The organism is Lentzea sp. NPDC055074, assembly GCF_053608005.1.
This window is the reverse complement of record NZ_JBSGUQ010000005.1, coordinates 94,909-111,734: the sequence shown is the minus strand read 5'-3', so window position 1 is coordinate 111,734 and position 16,826 is coordinate 94,909. Positions and strand designations below refer to the sequence as shown.

At 69.4% G+C, this 16,826-nt stretch carries 15 protein-coding genes; 8 read left to right on the top strand and 7 right to left on the bottom strand.

Translation table 11 applies throughout. The features are described 5' to 3' along the window. Position 1: 1 nt before the first annotated feature. A complete protein-coding gene (locus tag ACWF7A_RS13715; protein WP_452250773.1) occupies positions 2-358 on the top strand; it encodes an RNA-binding S4 domain-containing protein in 357 nt (118 codons plus the stop codon). Positions 359-383: 25 nt separating this feature from the next. Here the strand turns inward: ACWF7A_RS13715 and ACWF7A_RS13710 are convergent, their stop codons facing one another. The 4 genes from ACWF7A_RS13710 to ACWF7A_RS13695 all read right to left on the bottom strand — a co-directional run bounded on the left by ACWF7A_RS13710 (position 384) and on the right by ACWF7A_RS13695 (position 4,873). Beyond that, a complete protein-coding gene (locus ACWF7A_RS13710; RefSeq protein WP_452250772.1) occupies positions 384-1,250 on the bottom strand; it encodes an NAD-dependent protein deacetylase in 867 nt (288 codons plus the stop codon). A gap of 1 nt (position 1,251) precedes the next feature. After that, positions 1,252-2,946, bottom strand: a complete 1,695-nt coding sequence (locus ACWF7A_RS13705; RefSeq protein ID WP_452250771.1) for a cellulase family glycosylhydrolase — start codon at positions 2,944-2,946, stop codon at positions 1,252-1,254. A 151-nt stretch (positions 2,947-3,097) separates the two neighbouring features. Next, positions 3,098-3,979 (bottom strand): class A beta-lactamase, encoded by an 882-nt coding sequence (gene bla / locus ACWF7A_RS13700; protein WP_452250770.1) that lies wholly within the window; start codon positions 3,977-3,979, stop codon positions 3,098-3,100. A 63-nt stretch (positions 3,980-4,042) separates the two neighbouring features. Then, positions 4,043-4,873, bottom strand: coding sequence for a phosphatase PAP2 family protein (locus ACWF7A_RS13695; RefSeq protein WP_452250769.1), 831 nt, complete (start codon positions 4,871-4,873; stop codon positions 4,043-4,045). A gap of 66 nt (positions 4,874-4,939) precedes the next feature. Between ACWF7A_RS13695 and ACWF7A_RS13690 the strand changes: the two genes are divergently transcribed. After that, positions 4,940-5,278 carry a hypothetical protein gene (locus tag ACWF7A_RS13690; protein ID WP_452250768.1) on the top strand — a complete coding sequence of 113 codons (339 nt, stop codon included), beginning with the start codon at positions 4,940-4,942 and terminating at the stop codon, positions 5,276-5,278. On the opposite strand, the gene ACWF7A_RS13685 is transcribed toward ACWF7A_RS13690, so the two are convergent. Further along, positions 5,251-5,922 carry a TetR/AcrR family transcriptional regulator gene (locus ACWF7A_RS13685; protein ID WP_452250767.1) on the bottom strand — a complete coding sequence of 224 codons (672 nt, stop codon included), beginning with the start codon at positions 5,920-5,922 and terminating at the stop codon, positions 5,251-5,253. The genes ACWF7A_RS13690 and ACWF7A_RS13685 overlap by 28 nt on opposite strands. Before the next feature lie 80 nt (positions 5,923-6,002). Here ACWF7A_RS13685 and ACWF7A_RS13680 point away from each other — a divergent pair, with 80 nt between their 5' ends. From ACWF7A_RS13680 to ACWF7A_RS13660, 5 genes are all read left to right on the top strand, one after another. After that, the gene (locus ACWF7A_RS13680; RefSeq protein ID WP_452250766.1) at positions 6,003-7,019 is read left to right on the top strand and encodes a hypothetical protein; all 1,017 of its coding nucleotides are present in this window, start codon (positions 6,003-6,005) and stop codon (positions 7,017-7,019) included. Positions 7,020-7,029: 10 nt separating this feature from the next. Then, the gene (locus ACWF7A_RS13675; RefSeq protein WP_452250765.1) at positions 7,030-7,593 is read left to right on the top strand and encodes an ester cyclase; all 564 of its coding nucleotides are present in this window, start codon (positions 7,030-7,032) and stop codon (positions 7,591-7,593) included. 61 nt (positions 7,594-7,654) lie between these two features. After that, a complete protein-coding gene (locus ACWF7A_RS13670) occupies positions 7,655-9,178 on the top strand; it encodes a hypothetical protein (RefSeq protein WP_452250764.1) in 1,524 nt (507 codons plus the stop codon). 82 nt (positions 9,179-9,260) lie between these two features. Continuing rightward, positions 9,261-10,286, top strand: coding sequence for a hypothetical protein (locus tag ACWF7A_RS13665; protein WP_452250763.1), 1,026 nt, complete (start codon positions 9,261-9,263; stop codon positions 10,284-10,286). Then, positions 10,283-14,356 carry a P-loop NTPase gene (locus ACWF7A_RS13660; protein ID WP_452250762.1) on the top strand — a complete coding sequence of 1,358 codons (4,074 nt, stop codon included), beginning with the start codon at positions 10,283-10,285 and terminating at the stop codon, positions 14,354-14,356. Before ACWF7A_RS13665 ends, ACWF7A_RS13660 begins: the two co-directional genes overlap by 4 nt. A 7-nt stretch (positions 14,357-14,363) precedes the next feature. Here the strand turns inward: ACWF7A_RS13660 and ACWF7A_RS13655 are convergent, their stop codons facing one another. Beyond that, on the bottom strand, positions 14,364-14,969 hold the full coding sequence (locus ACWF7A_RS13655; RefSeq protein WP_452250761.1) for a response regulator: 606 nt from the start codon (positions 14,967-14,969) through the stop codon (positions 14,364-14,366). Then, the gene (locus tag ACWF7A_RS13650; protein ID WP_452250760.1) at positions 14,966-15,928 is read right to left on the bottom strand and encodes a sensor histidine kinase; all 963 of its coding nucleotides are present in this window, start codon (positions 15,926-15,928) and stop codon (positions 14,966-14,968) included. Before ACWF7A_RS13650 ends, ACWF7A_RS13655 begins: the two co-directional genes overlap by 4 nt. A 75-nt stretch (positions 15,929-16,003) precedes the next feature. Here ACWF7A_RS13650 and ACWF7A_RS13645 point away from each other — a divergent pair, with 75 nt between their 5' ends. Beyond that, complete coding sequence (locus tag ACWF7A_RS13645; protein ID WP_452250759.1) at positions 16,004-16,528, top strand: GlcG/HbpS family heme-binding protein; 525 nt, start codon at positions 16,004-16,006, stop codon at positions 16,526-16,528. Positions 16,529-16,826 lie beyond the last annotated feature (298 nt).

Sequence of the window (16,826 nt, the reverse complement as noted above, 5' to 3'; positions counted from 1 at the left end):
GGTGGAGTCCACGCGCATCGACCGCTGGCTGTGGGCGGTCCGGCTGACGAAGACCCGCCCGGACGCCTCACAGGCGTGCAAGGGCGGTCACGTGCGCATCAACGACAAGCCCGCGAAGGCCTCGGCGACGGTCGTGCCCGGCGACCGGGTCCGCATCCGCGTGAACGACAAGACCTGGACCGTCGAGGTCGTGCGGGTGATCCAGAAACGCGTCGGAGCGGCGGTCGCGGTGACCTGCTTCATCGACCGCACTCCACCGCCGCCCGTCGAGCTCCCGATCGCCCGGCGCGACCGGGGCGCGGGGCGTCCGACGAAGCGCGAACGGCGCGTGCTGGACCAGTTCCGGTCACAGAACTAGTGGTGTGGCCCGGCGACCTTCCGGGTCACGTCACCAGGTCGGCGAGCTCCGTCAGCGACTGCCCGAGCGGCAGGTCGACCCTCAACGACGCGTGAGCGTCACCTCGGGTCTCGCCCCGGTTGATGATCACGACCGGGATGCCCGCGGTGGCGGCCCTGCGCACGAACCTCAGCCCGGACATGACCGTCAGCGAGGAGCCGAGGACGAGCAGGGACCGCGCGTTGTCGACGAGCTCGAAGCACTGCTCGACGCGGGGGCGCGGCACGTTCTCGCCGAAGAACACGACGTCCGGCTTGAGCACGCCGCCGCACTCCTCGCACGGGACGACCTCGAAGCCTCGGACGGTCTCCTCGGGCAGGAAGACGTCGCCGTCCGGGTTGACCTCGTCGGTCGTCACGTGGAAGTCCGGGTTCGCCTCGCGCAGGCGGCGGTCGAGGTCGATGCGCGGCGTGAGCAGCCGGCAGCCGAGGCAGATGACGCGGTCGAGGCCGCCGTGCAGCTCCACGACGTCCTGCGAGCCCGCGGCCTGGTGCAGTCCGTCGACGTTCTGCGTGATGACGCCGCAGAGCCTGTCCGACAGCCTGGTGACGGCGTGGTGGCCCGCGTTCGGGTGCGCGCGGGCGATGGTGCGCCAGCCGACGTGGCTGCGCGCCCAGTAGCGCTGCCGCCCGGCCTGGCTGGAGGTGAACTCGTCGTAGGTCATCGGGGTGTGCTTGCGCAGGGACCCGCCCTCGCCGCGGTAGTCGGGGATGCCGGACTCGGTCGAGAGGCCCGCACCGCTGAGCACCAGCACCCCACCCTCGGCGACGATCGGCACGACGTCGGTGAGGGTGGTGGCGCGCGGCAGCGACGGGCCCGGGTTCGTCCAGCTCAGAGTGGGCCTGGTTCGCACTTCACCAGCTTACGTACCACTGGCGGATCTCGGCCTCCGCAGCCGCGACGTTGCCGTTCGACGGGGCCGTGACCAGCGCGAACTGCCGTCCCGCACCGGATCGCAGCAGCAGCTTGTCGCCCTGCACCGTCGAGGACGCCGAACTGACCACGAGCGGCGACCGCAGTGACTCGGGCAGGTGCAGCTCGGTCGGCGCGCTGCCTCCGTCCGAGTCCCAGACGATCACGGCGAACGGCGCGGAACCGACCAGCGTGCGAACGCCTCCCAGCGGGATCTGCTGCCAGGTCTGGTAGGCGCGGTCCTCGTAGGTGAACGCGAGCGTGGTGCCCGCGACGGCCTGCGGGTAGACCCGGTCGACGATCGCGCGGTCGACGTTGAGCACCGCGTTCCCGGCCGCGTCGAGCCTGACCGCCGAGAAGTGCTCGTCGTTCATGGCGTCGCCGTCGGTCTTGACCTTGCCCGGGTTGTCGTTCATCAGCTCGCGGTGGCGGCCGTAGTTGGTGTCCCAGTGCCACTGGCTGCCCGAGATCACGCTGCCGCGCGGTGCCGACCACCAGCGGGCGCCCGGTGCCGTCGAGTCGAGCCCCTGGTAGATCGCCTTCAGCACGGACGGCGTCTTGTCGGAGGTGAAGCCCGAGACGGGGTGGCCGAACTCGGAGACGATCGCGGTGGTGCCGAGTGCCCTGGCGCGGTCGCGGATCGTGCCGAACGCCTGCGTGTACTGGCCGTCCGCCGCCTTGCCCGGCATGAGGACGCCGGACTGCGCCTTGCCGTCGTAGAAGTGCGCGTTGAACACGAACCGGTCGCCGAGGTTCGGGACGAGCGTGAGGCCGCCGGGTTCGGCGAAGAAGTCCACGTTCTGATTCCAGAACACCAGCGGCTCCACGAAAGCGGGCTTGTGCGCCCAGCCCGCCTCGTCCATCTCCGCGCGGAAGCGCTGGTAGAACGGCATCAGGAGATCGCGCTCCCACATTGGTGACGTCTGCCCGGCGTCGTACTTGCCCGCATAGGGCTCGTTGAGCGGATCGACACCGACGACGAGCTTGAACTCGTTGGCGGGCAACGCTTCCCTGACGTGCTTCAAAGCCTCGCCGGCCGCGTTGACGAACGAGTCCTGAACACCGTCGCGGTTGTGCCAGAAATCGTAGGTGGCGGCGGTGACGGCGTTGTTGTTCTTCATGTTCTGGCCCCAGTGCACGCAGATCCCGCACGATTCCTTGGGGTACCCGCTCGCCGCCCACGCCGGCGCGCCGTCGCCGGTGTACCAGCTGTCCTTGTTGAACAGGTGGCGCGAGTAGAGGTCCTGGTGGAAGTCCAGGTAGACGCGGATGCCCTCGTCGGTGAAGGCCCGCAGCTGTGCCGTCACGCCGTCGAGGTAGGCGTGGTCGATCTGGCCGCGCTGCGGTTCGATCCACGCCCACGTCAGCAGGAACCGCACGGCGTTCGCGCCGGTCAGTTGTTTCATGGCTCGCGCCGACCTGCGCGCGTCCGCCGTGCCAGCGAACGGGAGCCCGCGGTACTCGGCGAGCTTCGCCGTGCCGGAGACGTTGAAGCCGCGCAACACCACCTCGCGGCCGTGTTCGTCGCGGAAGACCCCGCCGGACACCCGCAGCTCGGAGCCGTCGAACTCCGCGCGTGCCGGGGTGACCGTGAGGGAGAGGAGGAAGAGGACCACCAGGAGAACCGCTCGCCGCATCGCCGCCGCCTTTGGGAACGTGAACGAGATTCGCATTGCACCGTAGCCGGTGTGCGCGCGTTCGACCAGCGTTCGACGGAGAGGGCGTCCGGTTGGCGGAGCGGTCCGGGGCAGTTCCCTGGGCTGTCCCGGACCGCTCCACCGGTGCCGGTCAGCTGAAGGTCGCCGCCACCAGTTCCGCGGTCTTGGCCAGCAGCGGTTCGTCGGCGCCGCCGGTCGGTTCGTCCTCGCGGGTCGAGAGGACCGCGATCACGATCGGCGCGCGGCCGGGCGGGAACGCGATGCCGACGTCGTTCGTGGTGCCGTAGCTGCCGGTGCCGGTCTTGTCGCCCCAGCCCCACGCGGCGGGCAGGCCTGCGCGGACCCGGTTGCCGCCGGTCGTGTTGGCCAGCAGCCACTTCGTGAGCTGGTCGGCGTCGTTGCTGTTGAGGGCGTGGCCCAGCGTCAGGCGCGCGTAGCTCTGGCCGATGGCGCGCGGGGACGTCGTGTCGGTGACGCGGCCGGGTTCCGCCGAGTTCAGCTCGGGCTCGTAGCGGTCGAGGCGCGTCACCGGGTCGCCGATCGACCGGCTGAAGCGGCTGATCGCCGTGGGGCCGCCGAGCTCCTTGAGCAGCAGGTTCGCCGCGCAGTTGTCGCTGTAGGTGATGGTCGCCTCGCACAGGGCCGAGACGGTCATGCCGTTCGCGAGGTTCTCGGGCCTGCCGGTGACCGGGCCGTGGCCCGACTTGTCCACATCGGACTTGGTGTAGGTGATCACCTTGCCCAGCAACGTCCCGTCGCGGTCCTTGCGCAGGATCGCCGCGGCCGCGATGGTCTTGAAGGTCGAGCACATCGGAAAGAGTTCGTCCGCGCGGTGCAGGACCGTGCGGCCGGTGCCGGTGTCCGTGGCGAACACGCCGAGGCGTGCGTGGTGCCGCTTCTCCAGTTCGCGCAGCCTGCCGGTGATCGTCGAAGCGTGCGCCTGGGCGGGAACCGCCACCGCCAGCGCCGCTCCGGCACCCAAAGTCAGCACCGCACGTCGGTTAAAGCTCAACGTCCTGTCCCCTTCTCCGGAAACCTCTCCACCAGACAGGACGCGCGGGAGATCAACTGGTTGTCACCCGATCCGGCGCCAGCACGCGAGGTACGTCAGCGCGGCGATCCCCGACCCGGCCGAGGCGAACGTGCCGGCACCGAGGTAGAGCACCCACTCGTCGGCGTTCAGGCCCTCCCGGGCCAGCGGAAAGACCCACAGGATCACGCCCAGGGCGAGGGAGACCGCGGTGGCCAGCGACCAGAAGACCACCAGCACGACACGTCCGATGCGGCGCGGTCCGGCGTAGGGCTCTAGGGATCCCCTGCGCTGCAACCACCACGCGGCCAGCGCGGCGATGCCGAGCGCGATGCCGTCGGCGGCGAGGGTGTCGCTGAGACGGTGCCACTTCGCGGTCAGCGTGTACTGGCCGATCGCGGTGGCCCACGGCAGCACGAAGAACAGCATGACGCCGCGCCACTTCCACGGCACCACGATGATCGCCGCGAACAGCACGGTCATCGCGATCGTCGTGTGTCCACTAGGGAGGCTGTTGTGCGCGTAGTCGCCGGTGACCTCGACGAGCGCAGGGCGCGGGAGGATGAACCGCTTGAGCGCCTGCACGACGAGCTGACCGGCGACGATCACCCCGACCGCCGCGATCGTGAGGTCCCAGCGCTTTCTGAGCACGCCGACGAGCGCGACCGCCACCACCGCGGCGGCGAGCGAGTAGACGGTGATCTGGCCGAGCGCGTTCCAGGCGGCGTCGGACTCGTTGACGTTGTCCTGGTCGGCACCGCGCAGGGCCGCGTTCTCGATGGTCTGGCCGGCCCTCGTGAGCACCGCGAGGACGTACACGACCGCCGCGAAGACGAAGCCGGACGCCGCGGCCACGGGCCATCGTCGAAGATTCACGCTTGCCGAGTCTGCCGCCGTTCGGCCCAGCGCGCAGCGTGAAGATCAACCGGCATGCTGTCCGGCATGGACCTCCACGACGACGAGAAGATCCCGCAGCGTGCGCGGACGCGGTTCCTGCGCGGCATGTGGGAGATCGTCGACCAGCACGGCCCCGGCCCGACCTACTCCGGTGGCGAGGCCGCTCGCGCACGCCTCGCCGCTCTCGGCGCGTCCCCGGAGGACCTGGGAGCGTTCGCACGCATGGTCGCGTTCGAGGCGCTGCACTCGGCCCTGTACTTCCTGGACGATCCCGGCGACGACGACACCGGCTCGCCGGGGTGGGCGTTGATCGAGACCTCCGGCGGCGAACTGACCGGGCGGCTGGTGCAGGGCCTCTACGAGGACCTGGATCCCGACCGCTGACGGTCGATCCGGTCGAGCACGGCCGTGATCGCGAGGTCCACTGTGTACTCGAACTCGGCCGCGCGGTCGAACTCCGCGAGGTGCGGCGCCGTCCTGGCGACCGCCGGCAGCCCCGAGGCCTCCAGGGCGCCGCGGCGCCGCCCGTCGTCCCCGCCGAACGTCGGTGCCGCCGACACCTCCCGCAACAACGTGCCGATCAGCGTGGCGAGCAGCATCCGCAGCAGGTGCACGGACTCCTCGGGCGCGGCGCCCGCGGCGAGCAGGACGGCCAGCACCGCGTCGACCGGCGCGAGGCCTTCGAGCGACGACAGCTGGCGGGTGAGCACGAGCGGGGCGGCTCCGGGGTGGGCCAGGGCCCGTGCGCGGAAGGCCTCGGCGACGGCGTGCAGGTCGTGGCGCGCGTCGCCGGTGGGCTCGGGGAGGCGCAGGCCGCCGAGCAGCTGTTCGGCGACGGCGTCGAGCAGGCCGTCCTTGCCGTCGACGTGGTTGTAGAGGCTCTTCGCGTCGACGCCGAGTGCCCGCGCGACCGAGCGCATGCCCACCGCCGCGACCCCTTCCGCGTCGATGACCTGCAGCGTCGCCGCCACGATCGACTCGCGGGACAGCAGCGGCGTGCGCGGACGACCTCGGCGCGTTTCAGTCACCCGGCCATTGTGCCTTGCGGATATCCACGGCGTGGGTTTAGTCTCCGAATTAACCCACAGTGTGGGTATTGGAGGGGATGATGAGCTTCACCAGGATCGACACGCTCGACCACATGGACGTCGACGGCGGGCCAGGAGCGCGCCTGCGGGTCGTCCGCGCGCGGGGTGAGGCGTTCCGGCGGGAGTTCGCCACGACCGGCACACCGGACAGCATCGTCACGCGCGATCTGGTGACGCTGCCGTACCCGACGCGGTTCGGGCTGTTCAGGGCGTCGCGGGCGATCGCGCCGTTCCTGTCGATCACGAACCGGATGCTGGTGATCCGCTGGCACGACGGCGACCGCGAGCGCGTGCTGCTGTTCGAGCCGAGCGACCACGAGCACGGCCGCTACACGCCGTACTTCGAGGACCTGTCGGCTCGCACACCGGACGTCATCGAACGGCGCGTGGTCAAGGTCCACGGCACCGTGCCCGGCCACCTCGACCGGCTCGGCATCGCGCCCGAGGACGTCGACTACCTGATGTTCGACCACCTGCACACCCAGGACCTGAGGCGCTGGATCGGTGCCACGCCGTACTTCCCGAACGCCAAGGTGATCGTGCAGCGCGACGAGCTCACGGCCCTGACCGACCTGCACCCGTTGCAGAAGCCCTGGTACCAGCCGTCGACCTACCGCGACCTGCCGCAGGAGGCGTTCCTGCCGATCGACGGCTCCGTCGTGCTGGGCCCCGGCGTCGCGGTGATCAAGACCCCCGGCCACGTCTTCGGCAACCAGAGCCTCGTCGTCAACACGTCCACGGGCATCTGGGTGAGCAGCGAGAACGTGATCGCCGCCGAGGCCCTGACACCTGAGCACTCCCGGCTGCCCGGCCTCGCCGCCTGGTCGCAGCGCTGGCAGCAGGAGGTGGTGCTCAACGCGAACAGCATCGAGAGCACCGCCGACCAGTACAACTCGATCGTGCTGGAGAAGACGCTCGCCGACCGCAGCCAAGCCGACCCGCGGTTCCTGCAGTTCTTCCCCTCCAGCGAACTCACCGGCGCCTGGACGAACCCCGGCACCAGGCCCACGTTCAGCCACGGCCAGATCGTCCACTGAGGAGCAAGCGATGTCATCGCGTTTCGTGCTGCCGTCCGAAGAAGTCCTGCGAGCCCGCGAGAAGCTGGTGCTGGACCACTTCCACGACGAGGTGGCGCACGACTGGGACGCCACGCTCTCGACGTTCCCGCACCCCCACTACGAGATCATCGCCCAGATGGTCGTCCACGACGGCGACCAGGCCGTGCGGCAGTACTACACCGACACGCGCGTGGCGTTCCCCGACCAGAACCACGAGCTGATCTCGTTCCGCCACAGCGTCGACGCCGTGATCGTGGAGTTCTGGCTGATCGGCACGCACCTCGGCCCGTTGGGCAAGATCCCGGCGACCGGCGGCAAGCACCGCACGCGGATGAACGCGTACTTCATCTTCGACGCCGACGAGAACCTGGTGACCGAGCGGATCTACTTCGACCAGCTGTCGGTGCTCAAGCAGGTCATCGGGGGGATCGACCGGCGCAAGCCGAGCGGGCTGCGGAAGCTGCTGCAGGTGATGCGGGGGATGCTCGCGATGTCGGGCAGTCAGCCGGACGCGCGGCTGACACGTACGACGCCTCCTTCGCTGGACGACTAGAAACGAACACGCACGCCCCGGCGATCAGATGAAGGACCGGGGAGAGGGCGGGGGGTGTGCTGTGCGAGCTGTTCGCTGCGCCACCGCACTCCTGGTTCTGGGCTTTCTGGCATGGCCGGCCACCTCGTGGTCGGCCATGCAGGTGGAGACGGCACCGACTCCGGCGGAGATCTCACTACCGCTCAACGGCTCGGCAACGGGCGTTCTGCTGGTGCGCAACCCCGGTTCGGAGCCGGCGAAGGTGACGGTGGCGGCGGCACCGTCGGATCCTTCGGTCGAGATCACGGTCGCCGAGCCGAGCAGCACGGTCGCGGCCGAGAGTTCGGTAGCGCTGACGTTCACCGTGCGAAGGCTCGCCGAGGGCAGCGGCCAGCGAGTCGTCGTCCGCTTCGTCGTGACCTCCGAACAACGCTCCCGCCGCACAACGGTCTCATCTCTGACCGTGGTCCCGGCGCCAATGCCGGCCCTGATCGACGCGAAGATCAACTCGAACGTCGAGGCAGTCAACGAGAACAGGCCTGGAAACGGATACGTCGTTCTCACGAACCCCAGGGACACCGGTGTCCGGGTCAAGGAGATCGAGGTGCGCGCGCCCGCGTCGATGATCCTCACCGTGGTCTGCCCGAGTGGCACGGAGGTGTCCGCCACCAACGACGTGCGACGCTCGGCGCAGGGCTGCGAGTTCGATGTCGGACCGCGAGAACAGCTCGCACTGCCGGTGCGGTTCGCTGCAGGAGAGACGGTGGTGCCGGGACCCCGGTCGGTCGCGGTTCGGGTCACCGTCACCGATCCGGGCACCGGTTCCACCGCCAGCGTGCTCACCACCGCAGGCGTCGTGCTCGAGGTCTACGCCGAGTCAGACCTCCTCAAGGCGCTGGGAATCCCCATCCTGCTCGTCGTACCCGGCATGATCATCGTGGTCACCGTCTGGTTCCTGCTCCGGACGTTCGGTCCGTTGCGGCGCACACTGCGAGAGGCGCAGCCGAGTTCCGGCGTGACCACGGTCCTCGGATCGACGGTGCTCGCGGTAGCGGTGTCGTTGGGGATGGCGCCGGTCTACCCGTTGCTGACAGACGCCTTCGTCCCTGGTGAACGCAGGGACTACCTGGCCGCGTACGGGTTCGTCGACTTCTACTACGTGTTCGGCTACAGCTTCGCGGCGGCCGTCCTGATCTGGGCGGTCGTGGCGGCCGGCGTCGGCCTCCACCGTGGTCTTCTCGTTCCCGGCGCCCAGGACGACGCCACTGCACTGCTGCGCAAGATCGGACTGCGCGGGATCTTCGGCAGCGACACGTCGTTCATCAAGGTGACCGTGTCGGCGGACGGCCTGGGAGGTGTGGTGGTCGCGGACGCCGGGAACGGTCAGGTGCTCGTGGTACCGAGAATCGTGGTGACGACGCCCGGCGAGAACCACGTTCAGGACGAGCAGAACATCTCCGGCCACGACCTGCTCCGCCTGTGGTGGGCGAACCGCACGTCCGATGCGAAAGCGCACTTCCTGGGTTCGGACATCTCCGCCCCCAGGCTCGCCGACCGCGACTCCCTCACCACGGGGCAGAGGGTCTCGCTGGTGCGACTCGAATGACCCCGGACAGAACAGTGGCCGGGACGAGCCCGGCCACTTCCTCACCGTAGCAAGGAGTCAGCACAATCCTACCGGAGCTTCCATGGCATCGATAGACGAGATCGCACTCACGATCAGCTGGATCACCACCTACCCGGCTGTGCTCACAGGCGGCGGCAAGCTGACGAGCCGGGCCGATCACGCGGCGGCGGTCTACGGTGACGCGGCACTCGCATGGCCATGGAGAACCGACGACCAAGTCCAGCACTGGAGCCGATTCTGGTCTTCCTACCTGCGCAAGACGTCCAGGATTCGGACGATCAACGCGGACTCGGCCTGGAGTCAGCTGGTCCCGTTCCAGTCGTGGCCCGTGGTCTCTCTCCGGAGTCCGGGCGTGACGTCGGCCGAAGCCAGGGTGCTGATCTACCCGCACGCGATCGCCGTGTCGATCTCCGTCCTCGCGTCGGGCTCGTGGGCCGTGAACGACCTGGCGACAGAGGTCGCCGAACTGCGCACGAGCCGGGCCTGGGGACCATCAGCGGATCGCTCTCTGGACGGACTGGCCACTGACATGCGTTCACTGGCCTCGGTCCGGCATCTCGCCGAAGAGCCGGGCGATCCCGGTCAGACGACCGTGTACACGGTCGCCGCACCCTTGCGGGCGAGTGGACGGGAGTTCGGCCTCACCCAGGCCGACGTGCGTGCGACCCTGGCCGGGCTGGCCTCCGCGGGCCCGCCGGGAGAGTTCGACGAGGCGCGGCTGCTCGCGTCCAACAGCGACTCCTCGCTGGCGGCAAGGGTGTACCTGTCGCGTCGCGGGCACGCGATCTGGCACCCCGAACGGATGCTGGCCGCGGATCCAGGCGCGTCACTGAAGTGCCTGGTGGGCAACCAGACCGACCTGGTGGTCCACATCGCCGCACTCGACGGTGCGATCACGTGGGCCGAGGAGCAGATCAGCGCCGGCGCGCAGATCCCGCTCGCCGTGCAGCCGCTGGCTCGCCGCGCGGCCGAACGGGTCCTGTCGCTGCACGAAGGAGATCCGCGCAAGACCTACCGCAGCGGAGTGGCACGGGTCAGGACCGAGCCTCTGCTGCCGGCGGCACGGGCCGTGGTGGCGGCACTATGAGCGCGACCTTCACCGATGCCTCTTGGGCCCGTGACCTGGCCGAGTTGCAGCTGGCGGTCGCCCGCCGCAACCGAGGTGGGTCTGCGGGTGGCCGCGCGGCCGTCTCCGGACTCGCGTACCAGGCTCACGTGGCCTTGCTCGACGCTGTACGCGCTCACAGCAGCGCGACAGGCAGCTCGCCGGAACTGCGCTATGAACACCTTTCGGACTTCTCGCTGGCCGACGACACCACCCTGGTCACCTGCCAGGTCAAGCAGCGGCTGAACGAACCGTCTCTGCGCAAAGCCCTCGACGAGCTGTTCGGCATCCACCTCGCCGGCCGGGAGTTCGTTCCAGAGGTCGTACCGAGGCTGCGCTACCGGATCATCCACGCCGGGTCCAACCTCCAGGACGCGCGCGCCGTGACGAGCAAGTGGGCGCAGCAGAGGTCCGAAGAGCAGGACGCCGCCGAGGAGATGGCCAAGGCGCTGGAGATCCGGGAGGAACGTGAGCCGCTCGGCGAGTTGCTGGCGTTGCTCGCGCGCGAGTTCCAGGTCCAGAAGCCCCGTGAACTGGTCGACCGGTGGGTCGGCCGGATCTTCGCCGAGGCGTCCGAACGCCAAACGATGTCCACCGAGATCTCGATGGATCTGGACGCGGCGACGGCGGACGAGGACCTGCCGTTCACCGTGCTGCTCCCCGACGACCGGGAACCGGACGTGGTCGAGGTCAGGGAAGGCGGCTTTCTCGTCGGAGAGGAGCCGAGACTGCACCATCTGCGGGACGGGTTCTTCGCGCCGAGCCCGCAGGTCTCCTCGCTGGAGAGCGAGTTCTGGGACTGGCACGAGGCCACGCTGTCCAACGGCGCGAGCTCCTCGAGCGGAGCCGTGCCGATGTTCTGGATCCAGGGTCCCTCCGGTTCCGGGAAGAGCATCCTGCTCCTGCAACTGCTCGCACTCGTCAACCAGCGGCCGGGGATCAGCGTGCTCTGGCTCGGCTCGAACATCGAGTCCCTGCCGGAGGCGGTCCAGTTCGGCAAGCAGCTCGGTTCGGACCGCCGCGTCGTCATCGGCGTCGACGACCCGTTCGTCATGAGCCATGACGACGACAGCGACCAGAACTGGCGCAAGGCGATGGCCAAACTCAGCACGATTCGTCAACGCGGGGACACCGACAGCTTGCCGGTGATCCTCTGCTGCGGTCCCCGCGAGCAGCTGCGGCGGTTCCAGGATCGCCACGGTGGCGACGTGGCGCTGCGCACGCACCTGCACGCGATTCCCAGTGCCGGCGACGTCGACGTGCTGAGGAACTGGTACCGCGCCCGCACCGGTGACGACCGGGAACTACCGCCCGCCGAATCCAACATGCTGCCCGCCCAGCTCTTCTTCGAGTGGTGGAAGAGCGAGGGAATCCGGTTGTTCGCACGGAGGTTCCGGGCTCGGATGCGACGGCTCGGCAATCCCGCCCTCGTCGACTTCGTCGATCGGGTGCTCGCGCTCAACCGCATCTACGTGGGGTACCCGCGGCAGCTCATGGACCGGTACGACGAGCAGCTGCTCGACCATGTCGCGGCGCTCGAGCACGACCTGCACTTCACCAAGCGGAGTTCCGGACGAGCCGGCTACTGGCTGACGCACCCGCACCTGTCGACGATCCTCTACGACACCTGGCACCGGCCCGGCGAGGCGGCGAACGTCCGCGCGGCACACCTGCGCAACGCGATGCTGCAGGCGATCCGTGCCGACTCCGACGGTCTGCTCCACCACCGCCTCCTGTCGACGCTGCTGGGTTTCCTCGACCCGCTCAAGCCCACGGCGGCGGCCTCGGCGGGCCGGGTGTCGCGCTCCGACGCCGAGAACGCCGTGCGCGCGGCGATCGACGCGGTCGGCGACGGGCTGGCCCAGCTGGCACCGTCCGCCCTCGCGACCTGGGTCCGGGTGGAGATCGTGGCGCCGCTGTGCATGGGGCGGTGGCAGCCCACCTCGGAGGCTCTCGTCCTGCTCTCGACCGCGGACCTCCACACACCAGGACTGGCCACGCTGCTCCACGCCCTGGTCGAAGGTGGCCGGCCCGACGCGGTGCGGAGAGTGCGCGAGATCGTCGCCCACAACCCCCGCTGGGACGGCTGGGTGCTCCTCATGACCAGGCTCTTGTCGGTCTGCTCGGTGGCCGACCTCGCCGATGACGTCGTGTCGGGGGTGTCGGCCGCGCCCGAAGACCCGGAACGTGTTCAGCTGCTCGCCGACTTCCTCTCCCGAGCGCCGGAGACCGTGGAACTGCGGCAGCAGGCGCGCGTCCTGCTCGACGAGAGGGACGAGCCGGCCGCGCCGCTGGGCTCGCTGGCCGAGCTGCTGGTGAGCGGTTCCCCGGTCGAACGCAAGAGCTCACTCAGATGGCTCACCCGAAGACTGAGATGCGAGAACGGGCCCGCGCTCGTCAAGGCGTTGCAGGATCCGCGCTCACCGTTGGAGGTCCTCCACCACGCGAACATGTGGCTTCTGGAGTACCCGCAGGAGAAGACAGCGGGCCTTCTGTTCGCCAGAACGCTGACGTGGCACAAGATCCACAAGGGATCGCCCTACATCAGCGCTCTCCGCTCGCACCTCGACACCGTCACGAACTCCGCGGCCGTCGACGTGATCCTGTCGATGCTGACCCGCGATCCCGAGCACGTCGCGTGGAGTTACCTGTTCGGCACGCTGTCCCAAACCCACCGCGCCCAGCCCGAGACCCGGCTCGTGGGGGTGAACTGGCTGACCGAGTACCGCGACGCGGCCGGCTGGGTGAGCGTCTTCGTGAGGCTCGCGCAGGCGGTGCAGGGCGTGGACACCGAGTTGGTGGACCTCGGGGAAAGCCATCTCCCGCTGGTGGCGGACACCGCCGAGTGGCCGTACCTGATGAACCTGATCTTCAGCATGAGCCCTCCCGAACGCATGGCCGAACTCTCGGTGCGGTCGGCCGCCTGGCTGGACGGGCACAGCGACAGCGACGGCGGCTGGGGCTACCTCCTCCAGTCCGTGCTGCGGTGCGCGCCGGTCGACAGCGTGCGCGGCGTGGTGGAGATGGCATTGCGATGGCTCCGCGACCGACAGGATTCGGTGGCGTGGAGCTACGTCTGGCTCGCCTGCGTCCTGCACGAAAGGCAGCACGAGCAGGACGCGCTGATCGCGCTGGCCGCCGACTGGCTCACGTCGGACCGGAGCGGATGGCGACACGTCTTCCTCCCCTACCGGCGGATCGTCGGCGATCAGGACGCGGTGCTGGATCTCGCGCGTCCCTGGCTGGAGAACAACTACGCGACCGATGACTGGCCCGCCGTGTTCAGCGTGATGGCGCCCGCTCTCGGACGCGCCGACACCGCGCGCATGCTCGCTCGATGGTTCGACACCGATCCTGCCGCCGTCTCGTCGGTCGGCTACCTGTGGAAGGTTCTGATCGAGGACGGGCTCTATCCCCTGCTCAACGACGAACCCGCCGTGCTCGCCAGCACCATCAGATGGTTGCAACGAAATCCACAGGTCAACTCCTGGTGGCACGTCTGGCGAACGCTGTACATCGCAAGTCCTCTGTCACGGCCCCTCATGGATCTGGCGGTGACCGCGGAGGTCACCATCGAACGTTCCTTCGGTCTGGCGAACCGGATCGAGAAGACAACGCGCCTGCAGCCCGAGATCATCGAGGTCGCTCTGGCCTCGTTGAGGGCGAATCCGCACGGTGCTTCGTGGTTCCAGATCTGGATGGCTGTAAGCGTCGAACCGATTCCTCTAGCCTTGCGGTCCATCGGCCTCGACTGGATCTCCGAAGGCAGTCCCGAGTTCTTCGCGCCTGTGTGGAAGCGCCTGTGGGAAACCGTCGACGACGAGGGAGAGCGCTCGACCCTCGAGGACGTGGGACTGGCCTGGTGCCGCACGCACTTACCGCATCCGTCCTGGGGCAGCGTCTGGTATCGGCTCGCCACCGACTCGTCTCCGGAACGCGCAGATGACATCAGGGCACTCGGCCAGGTGTGGCTCGACGATCCCCTTGCCTGCGGCCGGTCCAAGCATCGACAGCGGATCTCGGAGGCGATCACTCAGCAGCAGGCGTCGTGACGCCGGACTAGATCCGGATCAGCTTGCGTTCGACGGCGGTCGTCACGGCCGCCGTCCTGGTCTCCACGCCGAGCTTCACGAAGATCCGCACCAGGTGGGTCTTCACGGTGGCCTGGCTGATGAACAGCTCCTTCGCGATGTCCCTGTTCCCGAGGCCCTTGGCGAGGCACTCGAGGATCTGGATCTCGCGCTTGCTGACCTTCGGCGCGGGATCGCGGACCTGGCCGAGCAGCCGTTGCGCGATGTTCGGCGAGAGCACGGTCTGGCCCGTCGCGGCCGTGCGCACCGCGTCGAACAGGGCCTCGGGGTCGCAGTCCTTGAGCAGGTAGCCGATGGCTCCCGCCTCGACGGCGCGCACGATGTCGGAGTCCGCGTCGTACGTCGTCAGGATCACGACGTACGGGGCATTCTCCGTCGCGCGGATGCGCCTGGTGGCCTCGACGCCGTCGATTCCCTTGCCCAGCTGGAGATCCATCAGCACGACGTCCACCGTGGACGCCTTGGTCAGCGACTCCTCGCCGGTCGCGGCCTCGATCACCTCGAAGTCGCGCGACAGCAGCCCGACCAGCCCGAACCGGACCACCGGGTGGTCGTCCACCACCAGCACTCTCATGGCGTCGGCACCGTCACGGCCACTGCGGTTCCCTCCCCCGGCGCGCTCTCGACGGACACGGTGCCGCCCAGCTCGGTGATGCGGCCGCGGATGGACGCCAGGCCGTAGCCGCGACCGTGCGCCGTCCTCACCTGCGCCGGGTCGAAGCCGCGGCCGTCGTCCACCACGTCCATCGACACCGCGTCTCCCAGGTACGACAGCGTGATCGCCACCCGGCCGGCGCCCGAGTGCTCGAAGACGTTCGCCACCGCGCCCTGTGCGACCCGCAGCAACGCCACCTCGGTCTGCACGCTCAGGGCGTACGGGTCGCCGTCGACCTCCACGTGCGGGACCAGCCGGTGCAACGCCTCGACCAGGGTGCCGTGGATCGGCGACAGGTCCCGCACGAACCGGCGGGCCTCGCCCAGGTTCTCCCGCGCGACCTCGGCGGCCTTCGTCGTCTCGCCCAGCGACAGCAGCAGGTTGATGCTGGAGAACCCCTGCGCGAGGGTGTCGTGGATTTCGCGCGCCAACCGTTGGCGCTCCTCCAGAACGCCTGCCTCGTGCAGCAGACGCGCGCGGTCGAAGAACACCGCCGCCGTCAGCACCGCGACCCCGACCGGCCCCAGCACCAGCGACCAGTCGAACGTCGCCGCGAGCCTGATCTGGGCCAGCACCACGGCCGCCGTGAGAACGCCCGCGATCGGCAACGCCACCCGCGGCTTGAGCTGGCGCAGGCACTGGAAGAACAACGGGATGGCGCACCAGCCGAAGCTCGGCGCCAGCCACACCAGCACCAGCCACACGGCGAGCACGACGGGCAACGCCCGCGTCCACCGCACGCCGGCCGGGTAGACCACCCCCAGCGCGAGAGCCAGCCCGAGCACGACGAGATCGGCGCCGTGGTACGCGACGTACCGCGCCGCCGACGCCGTCAGCAGCACGTAGAACCCCGCGTGCATCGCCCTGTTCAGCCACACTCCGGCGACACTAGGTGACCCGGCGGACATGGCGGGTCAACCGATGGGTTGAACCCCGGTTCAACCGTCACCACCATGGCACCCGCCCTGATCCAGAGCACCGTTGTGGCCATGGACCTCAAGAAGATCGCGATCGCCACCCTCGTCGTGCTGAGCATCGGCGGCGGCTACGCGGCAGCAGACCAGCGCACCACCACCCGCACCGAGAAGGTGCTGACCATCGACGCGGCCGTCAAGGCCGCCCAGGCCACCCTCGACGCCGCGGAGAAGGAGAACCAGCGCGTCACCGTGGCAGTCGTCGACCGCAGCGGAGACCTGGTGGTGCTGCTGGCAGGAGACGGCGCGGGCCCGCAGACCGAGGAGTCGGCACGCCGCAAGGCGTTCACCGCGGTGTCGTTCAACGCCCCGACATCGGAGCTCGCGGGCCGCGTCACGGGCCAGGGGGCGACGCTGCGGGACATCCCGGGCACGTTGTTCCTGGGCGGGGGCGTGCCGGTGGCGGTCGACGGCACGTCGGTGGCGGGCATCGGGGTCGGCGGGGCGCCGAGCGGGGAGCTGGACGAGAAGTTCGCGAAGGCGGGCCTCGCGACCCTGAGGTGACGCGCGCCGGGCTTCGCTGAGGTGACGCGGGCGGGGCTTCGCTGCGGTGACGCCGGCGGGGACGCCCTCGCGGCGAAGCGAGGCAAGGCCGTCCTGCGGCGGTGCGGAGCAGGCCTGCGCCTGCAGTGCCGCAGGCGGGCCGTCCTCGCTGTGACGTGGGCGGGGTCGTCCTGCGGCGAAGCCAGGCAAGTCCGTCCCGCAGTGGTGCGGTGCAGACCTGCGCCTGCAGTGCCGCAGGCGGGCCGTCCTCGCTGTGACGTGGGCGGGGTCGTCCTGCGGCGAAGCCAGGCAAGTCCGT